Below are 14,862 nucleotides of genomic sequence, written 5' to 3'. Positions count from 1 at the left end.
CTTGTGAAGTATAAAATTCAATAATAAAAAACAATTATATATGGCATTTGATATTGAAATGATTAAAAAAGTGTATGACAACATGACGAGTCGTGTTGATGCTGCACGTGAGATTGTTGGTCGTCCACTTACTTTGACTGAGAAGATTCTTTATAATCATCTTTGGGATGGTACGCCAACCAAAGCTTTTAAAAGAGGAGCTGATTATGTAGATTTTGCTCCAGACAGAGTTGCTTGCCAAGATGCAACCGCTCAAATGGCTTTGTTGCAATTTATGCATGCAGGTAAATCTAAAGTAGCTGTTCCTACAACGGTACACTGTGATCACTTGATTCAAGCTAAGGTAGATGCCAAAACCGATTTAGCTAGAGCAAAAACTCAAAGTAATGAAGTTTTTGATTTTCTTTCATCGGTGTCCAATAAATACGGGATTGGTTTTTGGAAACCGGGAGCAGGAATTATTCACCAAGTAGTTCTCGAAAACTATGCTTTCCCTGGAGGAATGATGATCGGTACTGATTCGCATACAGTAAATGCAGGTGGATTAGGAATGGTAGCAATCGGTGTTGGTGGTGCAGATGCAGTGGATGTGATGTCTGGTATGGCATGGGAATTAAAATTTCCAAAACTTATCGGTATTAAATTAATAGGAAAATTGTCAGGGTGGACAGCTCCCAAGGATGTTATTCTAAAAGTAGCTGGTATTCTTACTGTTAAAGGTGGAACTGGTGCTATAGTTGAATATTTTGGTGAAGGTGCTACATCAATGTCTTGTACAGGAAAAGGTACTATTTGTAATATGGGTGCTGAGATTGGCGCTACTACTTCAACTTTTGGCTATGATGCTTCAATGGGACGTTATCTGCGTTCTACAAATAGAGCCGATGTAGCTGATGCTGCCGATAAAGTTGCGGATTATTTAACAGGAGATCCTGAAGTATATGCTAATCCAGAAAAGTATTTTGACCAAGTTATCGAAATTAATCTGTCAGAATTAGAGCCACATTTAAATGGACCTTTCACGCCAGATTTGGCCACGCCAATTTCTAAAATGAAAGAAGAAGCTATAAAAAACAACTGGCCTCTACGAATTGAAGTAGGTTTGATTGGTTCTTGTACCAATTCATCTTATGAAGATATTGCTCGTGCAGCTTCAATAGCAAAACAAGTTAGTGACAAAAAATTAAAATTAAAATCAAAATTCACGATTACTCCAGGTTCTGAAGTAGTACGTTATACAATTGAGCGTGATGGTTTTATTGATACTTTCGATAAAATGGGAGCGACAGTTTTTGCAAATGCATGTGGACCATGTATCGGAATGTGGGATAGGGAAGGTGCTGAAAAAGAAGAGCGCAATACAATTGTTCATTCTTTTAACCGTAATTTTTCGAAACGTGCCGACGGTAATCCAAATACATTAGCTTTCGTAGGTTCACCAGAATTGGTGACGGCTATGGCTATTGCGGGTGATTTAGGTTTCAATCCATTGACAGATACTTTGATTAATGAAGATGGGGAAGAAGTAATGCTAGAAGCTCCAACAGGTGATGAATTACCTAAAAACGGATTTGATGCCAAAGACCCAGGGTTTCAAGCTCCAGCCGCTGACGGTTCAGGTATTCAAGTGTCAGTAAGTGAAACGTCTGAGCGTTTACAGTTATTGGCTCCGTTTGCTCCCTGGGACGGAAAAAATATTACAGGCGCTAAACTGCTTATCAAAGCATTTGGAAAATGTACGACTGATCATATTTCTATGGCAGGACCGTGGTTGCGTTTCCGTGGGCATTTAGATAATATTTCGAATAATATGTTGATAGGAGCTATCAATGCATTCAATCAAAAAACAAATTCGGTTATGAATCAATTGACTGGAGTCTATGATGCAGTTCCTGCGGTCGCACGTGCTTATAAAGCTGCGGCGGTACCTTCAATTGTTGTAGGAGATCACAACTATGGCGAAGGATCTTCCCGCGAGCACGCTGCGATGGAACCTCGTTTCTTAGGTGTGAAAGCCGTATTAGTAAAGTCATTCGCTCGTATCCACGAAACCAACCTTAAAAAACAAGGATTGTTAGGATTGACATTTGCTAACGAAGCTGATTACGATAAAATTCAAGAGAACGATACGATTAACTTTACGGATTTAATAGAATTTGCTCCAGGAAAACCCTTAACAATAGAATTTGTTCATGAGGATGGAAGTAAAGATATTATTTTAGCTAACCATAGTTACAACGAAGGGCAAATTGGTTGGTTTGTAGCTGGTTCAGCTTTAAATTTAATTGCTGCTGGAAAAGCATAGTTTTATGTTTATAAATAAGTAGAAAATGCTCTGTGATAACAGAGCATTTTTTTTGTTTTTTAAGTTTGTTAAATTGAGTATAAAGAGGTGTTAAAATAGTACATTATCTGTATTTATAGGTTAAATTCGCATTTTAGACATGCAATAATTTCGAGTAATGACGTTATTATAATACAATTCTTTATTTTTTAAAAAATAAATTGTATTATTGTTTTGTTGTTCAAGGAGATAGGGTGTGGGGTGTGTAATTTAAATTAAGTTTATGCGGATTTATTATTGGATTTTTATAGTTGTTTTGTTAAGTAGTATAAATGCTTTTTCGCAAAAAAAGTATACCGAGCATAGTGTTTCCAAGGGGGAAACAATTAGTCAGATTGCTGCACATTATAATATTAAGTCCAGTGCTATTTACGAGCTTAATCCTGATGCTAGAAAGGGAATTAAATTCAAAGAGGTTTTATTAATCCCTACAGCTGTAACGAAAAGCAAGAATGCAACTTCAGAAATATCCAATACTTATCCTGAAAAAAAACATACTGTTCTACCTAAAGAGACACTTTACGGAATAGCAAAAAAATATGGAGTTACCGTTGAAGATTTATACAAAATCAATTCTACACTACAACAATCAGGGCTAAAAAGAGGAGGGGAAATTAGAATACCAGGAACAGATACAAATCAAAGTTCAGCCCTTGTTATTGCGGAGCCAATAAAAGAAATCCAAAAAAACACGAAAAAAGTAGAATCGAATTTTGTTGCAAAGTCTAATGAGATCAAGGAAACGCAAGTTGAAGGAATAATACGTGAAATTTTACCCCAAGAAACAAAGTATTCCATCGCTAAACAATATGGAGTCACAGTAGCTGATCTAGATAAAGCAAATCCTATTCTTGAAACAGAAGGTCTAAAAATAGGTCAGAAGATTACAATTCCTATAAAAGAAGAAAGCAATGTCGTAGTTGCGGTTGCTCAAAATGAATTAAAAAAGGAAACGGAAGCTATAGTAGATTCTCCCGCCGAAATTAAAGCAACAAAAACAGAGCCGGTCATTGTTATTGATAAAACAGTGTCGAAAGTCGAAACTCCAGCTCTAGTAGAGTCTACTACAAATACTGCCGCTTTGGAAACAGAAGTAGTTAGGGAAGTATTGGCAAGAGAAACAAAATACGGAATTGCAAAAGAATACGGAATTTCAGTAAAAGAGTTAGAAAGGCAAAACCCAAGAATTGTAAAAGGTCTTCCTGTTGGTTATAAATTAAACATTCGAAGTAATAAAGTTGCTGAGCCTATCGTTTCAAATGAGAATTCAGGTTCAACTATTGAAATGGGTTCTTCAGAATCAAAATACAATGTGAAATCTTTTCAAGGAACAGAGTTCTTGGACCAATTGGTTTCTACAGCTTCAGAAAATATTGGGACAAGATACCGTCTGGGAGGAACTACAAAGGACGGTTTTGACTGCTCTGGGTTGATGCTTACAACTTTTAGTAATTTTGATATTAAATTGCCACGGACTTCTATAGAACAATCACAATATGGGGTGAAGATTGATACTGAAGACGCTCAAAAAGGAGATTTAATTTTCTTTAAGACAAACGGAAGGCGACAAATCAACCATGTTGGAATGGTAGTCGAAGCTGTTGATGGTGATATCAAATTTATTCATGCCTCTGTAAGCGGAGGGGTGATTATTTCTTCGGTAAAGGAAAAATATTATAAGAAAAAAGTAACTCAAGTTAACAGAGTATTATAAGGATTTAATACTTGGCTTGTATAAAGTATATTTAGCAAAAACTCCCAATATTATTTGGGAGTTTTTTTATGGATTTTATTTTAAAACGTGATGCGCCAGTACCTTTTGAACCTCATAGACATTAACAGATTTATTAAATTGTTTTTTTATGCTTGGTTGTAATTCACTCGATACCCAAATTTTCAATTCGGCATCAAGATCAAAAGTTCCCGCTGTCTCGATACTAAATCTGGAAATACTTTTATAAGAAATGGATTTGTATTCTGTTTTACTTCCGGTTAAGCCTTGTTTTTCGATCAAGATTAATCGTTTGGTAGTAAATATAAAAGTGTCTCGGATTAGTTTAAAACCCAGTTCAATTTGTTCTCCATCGATTAATAATTGCCCGTAATCTTTCGTTAATTGTTCTTGGTTTACCGATCCTGCGTTACCAAGAAGTGCTGAAAATATTCCCATATAGTTTTTTTAATACAAAGATGGGGTATTTTTTGCTCGTAAAGAACGCCTTTTTGTAAAAAACAATCGGAATTTTACAGTTTTATGAGTTATAAAAGTACTCAGTGTTGCGATGATTCTAGGAGTACGGGTGTAGTTTCCGTAAAGTTGGTTTTGAGGTTCGAATACTGCCTTTAATTTTATTGAAATTAGGTTCTATTGCGTCAGTCTTTTTTGAATTTCTTTCTTCATCACTTTTTCTGTAATGGAGAATATTGCTTTTTTGTTTTTTCTAAATTTTTTCACAAAGAAGGCAATTTCATTCTCTAATTTTTCATGTTCGTTTCTACATTGGTGGGAATCGTATTTATAGGGAGCGTCAATAAGCCCAGCGAGATGTTTCAAATGTAGGGCGGTTTTGTCGAGTAATTCTTCGCAAGCTTTATTCTCTTGAGACAGCTCTTTTGCTATTTCACGCATTTCGTCCAAGTTTCCATTATGGTTTAATTTCATGAAGTATTTTTCAATGAGAGCATATAGGAATCTCAAGTCATCTTTGTAAAAGTGCAAGTCAGAATACCAATTTTCAGATAGTATATACAATTGTTGCCACTGTGCTTCCCAGTTAAAATCGGTTGTTGGTTTGCGTTTTAAATTTTCCATCATATCAATTTATTAGTTAACGTTTCCTTTTAATGCTCCAGCGAAGTTTACATACGAATCGCTAAAAATGAGAAAGTTGATTTTCATAGCTAATTCCTAATTCTGCATTTATATGCTACAGAGTTTTAATTCTAAACGATTTTTTACATCTTGCCGAAATGGGAATTTATTAAGCGAGAATTCTCATTTGAGGATCGTATTAAAAGTACGAAAAAATAAATAAATAGGACTTGTGAGGACTTGTATTTTTTTGTTAAGGAGTCCAAAAGAATATCATTGATGATATCAATGCAAAGCTTTAAAAGATTATAAACGTAAATTCGGGATTTTAGCAAGAAAAAAAAATATATAGAAGTTTCTTTCGCTTTTTGACATAAAAAAAGCTGCATTTTGTGATGCAGCTTTTTAGGATGTAAACTTGTCATAAAGACACAAGTGGAATCGTTGTTTACATTTATTTAGGAGTCCGGAAAATAAAACCGCACTTTCTTTTTAACAAGGAGATGAAAACAGTATTCCTGTCTAGAAATACTGTTGTTATAGTATTAAGCTAATCTTTCAACTTTTAGAATCTCAAGTTGTTTTTCTTGCTCTTCAAAAACCCAGTTAATCACATCGCCTACTTTACAACCTACAAGTGCTAAGCCCGCTTGCGTTAATATCGATTCAGTGTTGTTTCTTTTTTTAGCCTTGTCGGGCGCAACAAAAGTGAATATTTCTTCTTGACCTGTATCAAGATTTTTAACAGTCACACGTGCATCTACAGTTACAATACCCTCTGGTAAATTTTTACGAGTTACTTGTTGTGCATTTTTGAGTTGTAATTTTAAAACTTCCTCTTCAGTAGCAGTTGTTTTTTTTCTTCTAATGTGATCTTTAATTAGATCATAGATACCTGTTGTTAAAATGATGTTTTGTGACATTTTCTTCTTTTCTTAGTACCAACGCTATTGATGAATTTTTACGACTGACCCAACATTAAGTGTCAATTGTCCTTGTGGGCTTGACATTTAATGATAAAAATCGCATCAATTAGCTATTGACGGTTTAAATATGTGTATAAAGGATATCTGAAGATTTCCCTGTCTTGGGTATGACAGGGATTAATGTATAAAGTCTTTCGAACTTTGTAGAAAAGAGTCGTCATGCTTGTAGGACAACGAGAATTGTAGTCCTAATTCACAAGCGTTTATATGAAAAAATATTTGTTTAATCATTATTTCTTTATCTAATAGGCTAAGGTACAATATTATTTGTGTCTAAAAAAAGATTTTAAAAATTATAGTGATAAGTCTACACTTTAGCTCGAAAACATTCATTATTGTTGTCATTTTAGGCTTTAACATGAGTTTTATAGATTGGATTTTTAAGTGCAAGAATTCAGAATTGTCGAATTCGTTTTTGTAAATAAAATAGAATTAAGATAAATTAGGGTTTTGAATGATAAAAAAACCAAGCGATGCTATTCCTTAAAAATATATTTTGCAATCTTTGAAGTCAAAAAAAAAGAGCATTATGAGCAAAACAAAACTAATAATCAATAACAACGGATCTATTAAGATCGAAGGTGATTTCGAAATATTGGATTGTGAAGGTAAAGTTTACGGACTAGAAGGAAGAACAGCTTTAGGGCTTTGTCGTTGTGGACAGTCTGCTAACAAACCTTTTTGTGATGGTTCACATCGTAACACTTTCGAACATGAATCGATGGCATTTGATTTACCACCGATGAAGACGAAATAAGGGGCATCGCTTACTGATAAAACTTAAAAAAAAAGCTGTATTTTTCAAAAATGCAGCTTTTTTTTATTCAATCTTGTTTTTTCGAATGGCCATGAATCTTCTATTGTCATTCTTTATAAATACGGATTTGAAGTACGAGTAATTAAAAGTTTGTTTTTAGAACTATCAAAAGTCGTTCTAGTAAATCTATTGTTCCGTGCTAGGAATAGTAATTAATTTGAATTTTGTCACGATCTTGATTTTATTTGTAATAATGATCTATTAATCCACCTATATTCAGTTAAGTCCAAAACAGGAATAAAATAATTTTTTGTTAATTATTAGACTGACTTTAAAATATTAAGTTAGATTTGGTTAACTAAATTAAACTTTAACTCTATGAGAAAATTACTTTTTATCACATTAGCGTTTATTGGTGCCGCAAACGTGATAGGACAAACCAAAACTACTTTGTCTTTTAAGGCAGAAATTGCAAACAGAAATACAGACGCTATTACTTTTCTGGATCGAAATAACGGAAAGGAAATTAAAAAAATTGAAATTGGTAAAGACGGTTTTTTTAAAGACTCTTTCGGTGTTGAAGAAGGATTTTATATGTTATTTGACGGGAAAGAATATACTCAATTGTTCCTTAAAAACGGATACGATTTAAAACTTAAAATGGATGCTAAAAAGTTTGATGAGTCGATAGTATATACCGGAAATGGAGCGGTTGAAAACAATTTATTGGCACAAAACGCACTAGAAGACGCGAAATATGATTATGATGCGCTTTTAGCTTCTACTGAAGAAGGTTTTTCAAAGCTTATAGCTGAAAAAACAGCCGCTGAATTGTTGAGATTAGAGAATAAAAAATTGGATGCTACTTTTATCGCTTTACAAAAAAAAAATATAGAGAAGTCTGCGACAGGACTGGCGAAGTATCATCAAGAAGGTTTGAAAACAAAAAAATTGAACGGTTCTCTTTCTCCATCATTTGAATACGATAATTACAAAGGAGGAAAAACAAAACTAGAAGATTTTAGAGGGAAATACGTTTATATTGATGTCTGGGCTACGTGGTGTGGTCCTTGTCGTGCCGAAATTCCATTTTTGAAAAAATTAGAAGAAAAATACCATGAGAAAAACATTGTATTCGTTAGTCTTTCTATCGATCAACAAAAAGATGTCGAAAAATGGAAAAAATTTATTAAAGATAAAGAATTAGGTGGAGTTCAGGTCTTTGCTGATAACGACTGGAATTCGCAGTTTGTAAAAGATTATAATATTACAGGGATTCCTAGATTTATCTTAATTGACCCAAATGGGAATATTGTAAAAGCAGATGCTCCACGTCCTTCAAGTCCAACTATTGAATCGGAATTTGATGCTCTATTAAAATAAGAATTCGCTTTAGGTACTGTGTTTTATAAAAAGACAGTACTTTATATTTTAAAAAACAAGAACACCTCCAAATAATAATTTTGGGGGTGTTCTTGTTTTTAAATAGCTTGTAAATCAACGTGATTTAGTGCTGCTATACTTAGCGTTCATTCAAGTTGGTTTCATCATCGTGTTTGATAAGTGATCTTAATTTTGTCATTTTATTCGAAAATTCCAAACTTAATACATATGTTCTTTGCTTAAAGATTAATGTCTAGCGAAATTTAATTTGGGATTTGGATGTTCTACTTCGTTGCCACAAACAATATATTTTCGATTTATTAAAAAAGTATATCTTTAGCCAACCAAAAAACCAAAAACCAATTATAATGCAAGAAGAAAACGAAGACGATTTTAAGAGAGAACTCGGATTACTAGACGGAACCATGCTGGTAGTAGGCTCGATGATAGGATCAGGAATTTTTATAGTGAGTTCAGACATGGTGCGCCAACTAGGATCTGCAGGATGGCTTATCGCTATGTGGGTGCTTACTGGAATCATTACAGTGATTGCTGCCGTGAGTTATGGAGAGTTGAGTGCAATGTTTCCAAAAGCGGGCGGGCAGTATGTATATATTAAGGAAGCCTATGGAAAACTCGTTGGTTTTTTATACGGTTGGAGCTTTTTTGCGGTGATACAAACTGGGACGATCGCTGCCGTTGGGGTTGCTTTCGCTAAGTTTGCAGCTTATCTCTTTCCAGCCTTTAGTGATACGAATATCTTATATGAAATAGGTGGTTTTAAGTTGAATGCAGCCCAGATTGTTTCCATTTTTACAATTGTTTTACTGAGTTATGTAAATAGTCGCGGCGTGAAAAACTCTAAAATTCTTCAAACGGTTTTAACAGTGATAAAAATAGTATCATTGGCGGGCTTGATCGTTTTTGGTTTTTTTGCCGCCAAGGCTGAGGTTTGGGATGCTAACTGGACAAACGCTTGGGCTTCATCCTCACTGGATATGACTAGCGGTTCTTGGATGCCCATAAGCGGAATTACTTTGATCTCTGCAATATCGGCCGCCTTGGTAGGTTCGTTGTTCTCAAGTGTTGCCTGGGAAGGAGTGACTTTTATCGCTGGGGAGATTAAAAATCCAAAACGCAATATTGGGCTTAGTTTGTTTTTAGGAACTTCAATCGTATGTGTGATTTATGTATTGGCAAATCTAATGTTTCTGGCCGTGGTGCCGTTGCAAGAAATTGCGACTGCTCCTTCAGACCGAATTGGGGTAGTGGCCTCGCAATATATATTCGGTTCCATTGGAACTTTGATTATTGCTGTGATGATTATGATTTCGACTTTTGCTTGTAACAACGGACTGATTATGGCTGGTGCTAGAGTATATTACACAATGGCTCAAGATGGGGTTTTCTTCAAGAAAGCGGCTCAACTGAATACAGCCAGTGTTCCAGCATGGTCAATCTGGGCACAGTGTTTTTGGGCTTCGGCTTTGTGTTTGACTGGAAAGTATGGTGATTTGTTAGATTTTGTTGTCATCATCGTTTTGATTTTTTATATACTTACGATTTTAGGAATATTTATTCTTCGCAGGAAAATGCCAAATGCCGAAAGGCCATATAGAGCTTTTGGCTATCCTTTTTTACCAGCACTTTACATAATTGTCGCTACTGCAATTTGTATTGCCTTACTATATACTAAAACGAGTACGAGCGGTTGGGGTGTAGTCATTATGTTGATTGGTATTCCAGTGTATTATTTGACAAAAGCTAAGGAGTAGTTATTTAAGTATTCAGTTATCGTTATTCAGTTGGCACTGTTTAGTGATCAGTGTGTATGTGATTATGAGTTGAAAAAAGATAGCATTATTAGGATGTTTTTTTCTAGAAGAGAAATTCTGTAAACATATATGATTAATTTTTGAGATGTTTCATCGAAAATAAAAATCCGTCTCCTCTCGTTTTTAACAACGAGATGGGACGGATTCTCTATTTAATCCAGGTTTGGGCTGCTGTAAAAATTAATCTAAAACTTGAACTAAAAACTAAAAACTAAAAATTGAACCTGCACTGCCAAACCTGTAAATTGTAGCCTAGTAGTACGTAAAACGTCTTACTTTAGCAATATATTTTGCCAATCTAATTACCTGGTGACTGTATCCATATTCATTATCATACCAGATATATAGCACCATATTTTTACCGTCATTTGAAACGATTGTAGCATTACTGTCATAAATTGATGGTGCCGATGTACCCACTATATCAGATGAAACCAGTTCATTATTTGTTGAGTATTTAATTTGCTCAACTAATTCGCCTTCTAGTGCATATTTTTTCATTATGGCATTGATTTTTTTAATCGAAGTTTCTTTCGATACTTCTAGGTTTAAAACCACCAATGATCCATTAGGAACAGGAACTCTAATCGCATTAGAGGTCAATTTTCCTTCTAATGACGGTAACGCTTTTGCGACAGCAGTTCCTGCTCCCGTTTCAGTAATTACCATATTCAAGGCCGCAGCTCTACCGCGACGGTATTTTTTGTGCATGTTATCGACCAGGTTTTGGTCGTTTGTATAGGAGTGTATTGTTTCTAAATGTCCTTTTACTACGCCAAAAGTGTCTTCCACTACTTTTAGTATTGGAGTGATGGCATTTGTAGTACAAGATGCTGCTGAGAAAATATCGTTTTCGTCTGGATTGTAATCGTTTTGGTTTACACCGTGAACAATATTAGGAATTCCTTTACCTGGCGCAGTCAATAAGACTTTATGTGCTCCTTTTGAAACTAAATGTCTACTTAAAGCTTCTTTAGTTGTGAATGCCCCTGTATTATCAATGATCAAAGCACTATCGATACCATAAGAAGTATAGTCAATTTCTTCCGGTGCATTAGCCGTAATAATATGTACGGTAGTTCCGTTGATGATTAAGGCATTGTTTTCAACGTCGGCGGTTACAGAACCTTGAAAATCACCATGAATCGAATCATAACGCAACAAAGATGCTCTTTTTTCAAGAGTAGTAGCGTCATTTTTATCTCTGGTTACAATGGCTCTCAATCGAAGTTGATTTCCTTTTCCAGTTTTAGACATTAACTCTCTAGCTAATAAGCGTCCAATTCTTCCAAAACCATATAAAACCACATCTTTCGGTTGAATTTCTTCTGATGATTTGGCTTCTTTTAATTTATCCAATACAAAATGTCTTGCATCTGGATATTTTTCATCTTCTAATAAGTATTCGTAAGTCAATTTACCAATATCTAATTTTGATGGAGGTAAATCCAATGATAATACTACTTTGGCAATTTCTACCGAATCAAATATGGTAATTGGCTTACCTACAAATTCTCCAGCATACTGATGCAAGTTGATAATTTCGCTTACGTTTTTGTCTAGTAATTGATTTTTGAACAAAACCATCTCAATGGATTTGTCATACCATAGATCGCTTACAATTTTAATTAATTCTACTCCCGCACGTCTTCTGTCGACCTGAAATGAAACTTCTTTTTGATACAAAGGTGTCTTGCTCATAATGAAAATTTGAAAAAATTTAGTAGTTGGTTTATTAAATTTGGCGCAAAAGTACCCATTTCAATCGATTTCGTAAACTATTTCGAAGTTTTTTTTCAATAAAAAAGCCAGCCCATTTTTCAAGGCTGGCGTTCTCTTTATTATAAGTCGCAGGAATTAGATAATAATTCTGAAAACTTCGCCGCTTTTATTGATCATTTCAAGTCGTACGCTTTGACTTTCTTCTTTATTATTTAAAAGTTTTGAAACCGTTTCAATATCTGTTGCTTTAACATTATCAATACTTAGAATAATATTCCCTTTTAGTTCAGTACTATATGGAATTAATTTTTCGTTGGTTATCGATTTGATTTTTACACCATAGTTGATATTAAGTCTTTTTTTGTCCGCATCATTGATGTTTTCAAATTCGATTCCCTTAAATTCCGTACTGAAGAACTCATTTTTACTCAGTATAACAGGAACGACTCTATTTTTTCCATCTCTAGTATAGGTAACTAGAATTTTATCATCAGGTCTTTTGGTATTAATATATCCAGAAAGATCAGCAAAAGTGGAAACTTTATGATCGTCCAGTTTTACAATGATGTCTCCTTTTTGTAGTCCAGATCTTTCAGCCCCTGAATTCTTTGTCACGCCATTGATGTAAAATCCTTCGGTCTGGTTGATGCCTAGTTCTCTGGAAGCAGTAGCATTCAATTCGCCTCCTTCAACGCCTAATATTCCTCTTTGCACATTTCCATATTCCATAAGGTCTTCGATAATTTTTCGAGCAATATTTGAAGGGACAGCAAAAGAATAGCCAACATAAGAACCAGTCATAGAGGAAATCATTGTGTTAATCCCTATTAAATCACCGCGGGTATTCACTAAGGCACCTCCGCTATTTCCTGGATTTACGGCCGCATCGGTTTGAATAAAAGATTGAATTCCGCTAGTTCCTAGGTCTCTGGCTTTGGCCGAAACGATTCCGGCGGTTACCGTTGAGGTTAAATTATAAGGATTCCCAACAGCCAAAACCCATTCTCCAACTTTAACTGAATCAGAATTCGCAAATATGGTGTAAGGAAATTTTTCATCAGAATCGATTTTTAACAAAGCGATATCCATTTTGGAGTCGGTGCCAATGAGTTTTGCTTTGTATAATTTTTTATTGTTCAGCGTAATTTCAATTGCAGAGGCATCTTTAACCACGTGATTGTTAGTTACAATATAGCCATCTTCAGAGATGATCACACCAGAACCAGTTCCCACCTGCTCTTGGGTTTGTCCGCCTTTATAACCGTAAAAATATTCTAGCATAGGATTCGAAACTGTTTTATAAGATACATTTTTCACATGGACTACCGTATGGATTGTTTTATCAGCAGCTTCAGTGAAATCGAGTATATCTCCAGATAGGCCTACTTTTTTAGCATAAGATTCATTTGCAAGGGTAGTTAATGGGTGTTTGTTTGAAGAAAAATAGCCATTAGTGTCAAATAATAATTTGTAAGCCCCTAATGTCATGGCTCCGCTTAATAATGCTACTAAAAAAAGCTGTGAATATTGTTTCATAATAGATTTGGTTTTTACGTTATTTGTTAAGTAAAAATAATGCTAAAATTATTATTGTAAAACAGTTTAACGCTCTTTAACAATGATTAACGTTTCATTAATAGTTCGTACTTTTGTCCAACACAATTTAAATATAATGCAAATAGAATTTTATAAATACCAAGGGACTGGAAACGATTTTGTGATGATTGACAATCGTTTAGAAGCTTTTCCAAAAGAAGATACCAAGCTTGTTGCTCATTTATGTAACAGGCGTTTTGGGATAGGCGGGGATGGTCTTATTTTATTAGAAAATGATCTCGAATCAGATTTTAGAATGGTCTATTACAATTCTGATGGAAGCCAAAGTACCATGTGTGGAAATGGTGGAAGATGTTTAGTGGCTTTCGCCAAAAAGTTAAGCGTTATCGAGAATACCACCACTTTTAATGCGGTTGACGGATTGCATTATGCTACAGTTAATGACGACGGTATCGTATCACTGCAAATGATCGATGTTTCGAATATTAAAATAGAATCGGGTTATACTTTTCTGGATACGGGCTCTCCACATCATGTGCAATTAGTCGATGATTTAGAAAATTATAATGTTAAGAAAGACGGCGCCGCTATTCGATACGGTGAGCTATACGGGAAGCCAGGAAGTAATATCAATTTTGTAAGGAAAATTGATGAGACTACTTTTTCACTGCGCACTTATGAAAGAGGAGTGGAAGACGAGACCTTAGCTTGCGGAACAGGTGCGACTGCTGTTGCAATAGCGATGAATGCTACAGCAGAAACAGCAGCGACTACGATAGTTATAAATGTTGAAGGAGGCAAGTTGGTCGTTTCTTTTGATAAAAAGGACAATCAATATACTAATGTATTCTTGAAAGGTCCTGCTGAGTTTGTATTTCAGGGAACAATCGAGATTTAATCTAAATTTGACTTCAAACTTCAACTATGATAACCCTAAAAGGAGATAATATTTACATAAGGGCGCTTGAACCAAATGATTTAGAGTTCATTTATGCCCTAGAAAACGAACAAAGTATGTGGGAAGTAAGCAATACTAACACTCCATACAGTCGGTTTTTAGTCAAGCAATATCTCGAGAATGCGCATCAGGATATTTATGAAGCCAAGCAATTGCGATTAGCAATTTGTCAAGATCAGGACTTTCCTGCTTTGGGATTAGTTGATTTATTTGACTTTGATCCCAAAAACAACAGAGCTGGAGTAGGCATTGTGATTCAAAATAATGATATGCGAAAGCAAAATATTGGTTCTGAAGCTTTGGAGCTATTAATTCAATACGCGTTTCATAATCTTAATTTACATCAACTCTATGCAAATATTGGCACCGAAAATGAAGCTAGTAAAGCGCTTTTTACTAAATTTGGCTTCAAATGTCTCGGTATAAAAAAAGAGTGGAACCTAGTGAAGGGAAGTTATAAAGACGAGGCGTTTTACCAATTAATTAATCATCAATTTTAAAATTCTAG

Annotated in this window: 12 protein-coding genes; 7 read left to right on the top strand and 5 right to left on the bottom strand. The window is 34.8% G+C overall.

The window, feature by feature from the left end:
* Positions 1-40: 40 nt before the first annotated feature.
* A complete protein-coding gene (locus FQU23_RS00605; RefSeq protein WP_147672143.1) occupies positions 41-2,305 on the top strand; it encodes an aconitate hydratase in 2,265 nt (754 codons plus the stop codon).
* Between the two features lie 262 nt (positions 2,306-2,567).
* Complete coding sequence (locus FQU23_RS00600) at positions 2,568-4,058, top strand: peptidoglycan endopeptidase (RefSeq protein ID WP_147672142.1); 1,491 nt, start codon at positions 2,568-2,570, stop codon at positions 4,056-4,058.
* Positions 4,059-4,133: 75 nt separating this feature from the next.
* Here FQU23_RS00600 and FQU23_RS00595 read toward each other — a convergent pair whose 3' ends face one another.
* From FQU23_RS00595 to FQU23_RS00585, 3 genes are all read right to left on the bottom strand, one after another.
* Positions 4,134-4,514, bottom strand: a complete 381-nt coding sequence (locus FQU23_RS00595; protein ID WP_132108176.1) for a PH domain-containing protein — start codon at positions 4,512-4,514, stop codon at positions 4,134-4,136.
* 195 nt (positions 4,515-4,709) lie between these two features.
* Positions 4,710-5,156 (bottom strand): hypothetical protein, encoded by a 447-nt coding sequence (locus FQU23_RS00590; protein WP_147672141.1) that lies wholly within the window; start codon positions 5,154-5,156, stop codon positions 4,710-4,712.
* Positions 5,157-5,701: 545 nt separating this feature from the next.
* The gene (locus FQU23_RS00585) at positions 5,702-6,079 is read right to left on the bottom strand and encodes a GreA/GreB family elongation factor (RefSeq protein ID WP_147672140.1); all 378 of its coding nucleotides are present in this window, start codon (positions 6,077-6,079) and stop codon (positions 5,702-5,704) included.
* Between the two features lie 592 nt (positions 6,080-6,671).
* Here FQU23_RS00585 and FQU23_RS00580 point away from each other — a divergent pair.
* The 3 genes from FQU23_RS00580 (at position 6,672) to FQU23_RS00570 (ending at position 10,057) form a co-directional block, all read left to right on the top strand.
* A complete protein-coding gene (locus FQU23_RS00580) occupies positions 6,672-6,899 on the top strand; it encodes a CDGSH iron-sulfur domain-containing protein (protein WP_147672139.1) in 228 nt (75 codons plus the stop codon).
* 378 nt (positions 6,900-7,277) lie between these two features.
* Positions 7,278-8,282, top strand: a complete 1,005-nt coding sequence (locus FQU23_RS00575; RefSeq protein WP_147672138.1) for a TlpA family protein disulfide reductase — start codon at positions 7,278-7,280, stop codon at positions 8,280-8,282.
* Between the two features lie 368 nt (positions 8,283-8,650).
* Positions 8,651-10,057 carry an APC family permease gene (locus FQU23_RS00570; RefSeq protein ID WP_147672137.1) on the top strand — a complete coding sequence of 469 codons (1,407 nt, stop codon included), beginning with the start codon at positions 8,651-8,653 and terminating at the stop codon, positions 10,055-10,057.
* 312 nt (positions 10,058-10,369) lie between these two features.
* On the opposite strand, the gene FQU23_RS00565 is transcribed toward FQU23_RS00570, so the two are convergent.
* Together FQU23_RS00565 and FQU23_RS00560 are read right to left on the bottom strand one after the other, a co-directional pair.
* Entirely contained in the window at positions 10,370-11,818 is a 1,449-nt protein-coding gene (locus tag FQU23_RS00565) for a glyceraldehyde-3-phosphate dehydrogenase (RefSeq protein ID WP_147672136.1), read from the bottom strand.
* A 156-nt stretch (positions 11,819-11,974) separates the two neighbouring features.
* On the bottom strand, positions 11,975-13,375 hold the full coding sequence (locus FQU23_RS00560) for a trypsin-like peptidase domain-containing protein (RefSeq protein WP_147672135.1): 1,401 nt from the start codon (positions 13,373-13,375) through the stop codon (positions 11,975-11,977).
* A gap of 136 nt (positions 13,376-13,511) precedes the next feature.
* On the opposite strand from FQU23_RS00560, the gene dapF reads away from it, so the two are divergent.
* Together dapF and FQU23_RS00550 are read left to right on the top strand one after the other, a co-directional pair.
* A complete protein-coding gene (gene dapF / locus FQU23_RS00555; protein WP_147672134.1) occupies positions 13,512-14,294 on the top strand; it encodes a diaminopimelate epimerase in 783 nt (260 codons plus the stop codon).
* Between the two features lie 26 nt (positions 14,295-14,320).
* Positions 14,321-14,854 carry a GNAT family N-acetyltransferase gene (locus FQU23_RS00550; RefSeq protein WP_147672133.1) on the top strand — a complete coding sequence of 178 codons (534 nt, stop codon included), beginning with the start codon at positions 14,321-14,323 and terminating at the stop codon, positions 14,852-14,854.
* Positions 14,855-14,862 lie beyond the last annotated feature (8 nt).

Source organism: Flavobacterium sp. XN-5 (assembly GCF_008033395.2).
Lineage (GTDB): Bacteria > Bacteroidota > Bacteroidia > Flavobacteriales > Flavobacteriaceae > Flavobacterium > Flavobacterium hiemivividum.
The sequence above is the reverse complement of the archived record's forward strand: the minus strand, read 5'-3'. Positions and strand labels throughout refer to the sequence as shown.

What these genes read in the sequence shown, in the direction of transcription:
- FQU23_RS00605 (WP_147672143.1), top strand. Translation starts at nt 41, where the DNA reads ATGGCATTTGATATTGAAATGATTAAAAAAGTGTATGACAACATGACG.
- FQU23_RS00600 (WP_147672142.1), top strand. Translation starts at nt 2,568, where the DNA reads ATGCGGATTTATTATTGGATTTTTATAGTTGTTTTGTTAAGTAGTATA.
- FQU23_RS00595 (WP_132108176.1), bottom strand. Translation starts at nt 4,514, where the DNA reads ATGGGAATATTTTCAGCACTTCTTGGTAACGCAGGATCGGTAAACCAA.
- FQU23_RS00590 (WP_147672141.1), bottom strand. Translation starts at nt 5,156, where the DNA reads ATGGAAAATTTAAAACGCAAACCAACAACCGATTTTAACTGGGAAGCA.
- FQU23_RS00585 (WP_147672140.1), bottom strand. Translation starts at nt 6,079, where the DNA reads ATGTCACAAAACATCATTTTAACAACAGGTATCTATGATCTAATTAAA.
- FQU23_RS00580 (WP_147672139.1), top strand. Translation starts at nt 6,672, where the DNA reads ATGAGCAAAACAAAACTAATAATCAATAACAACGGATCTATTAAGATC.
- FQU23_RS00575 (WP_147672138.1), top strand. Translation starts at nt 7,278, where the DNA reads ATGAGAAAATTACTTTTTATCACATTAGCGTTTATTGGTGCCGCAAAC.
- FQU23_RS00570 (WP_147672137.1), top strand. Translation starts at nt 8,651, where the DNA reads ATGCAAGAAGAAAACGAAGACGATTTTAAGAGAGAACTCGGATTACTA.
- FQU23_RS00565 (WP_147672136.1), bottom strand. Translation starts at nt 11,818, where the DNA reads ATGAGCAAGACACCTTTGTATCAAAAAGAAGTTTCATTTCAGGTCGAC.
- FQU23_RS00560 (WP_147672135.1), bottom strand. Translation starts at nt 13,375, where the DNA reads ATGAAACAATATTCACAGCTTTTTTTAGTAGCATTATTAAGCGGAGCC.
- dapF (WP_147672134.1), top strand. Translation starts at nt 13,512, where the DNA reads ATGCAAATAGAATTTTATAAATACCAAGGGACTGGAAACGATTTTGTG.
- FQU23_RS00550 (WP_147672133.1), top strand. Translation starts at nt 14,321, where the DNA reads ATGATAACCCTAAAAGGAGATAATATTTACATAAGGGCGCTTGAACCA.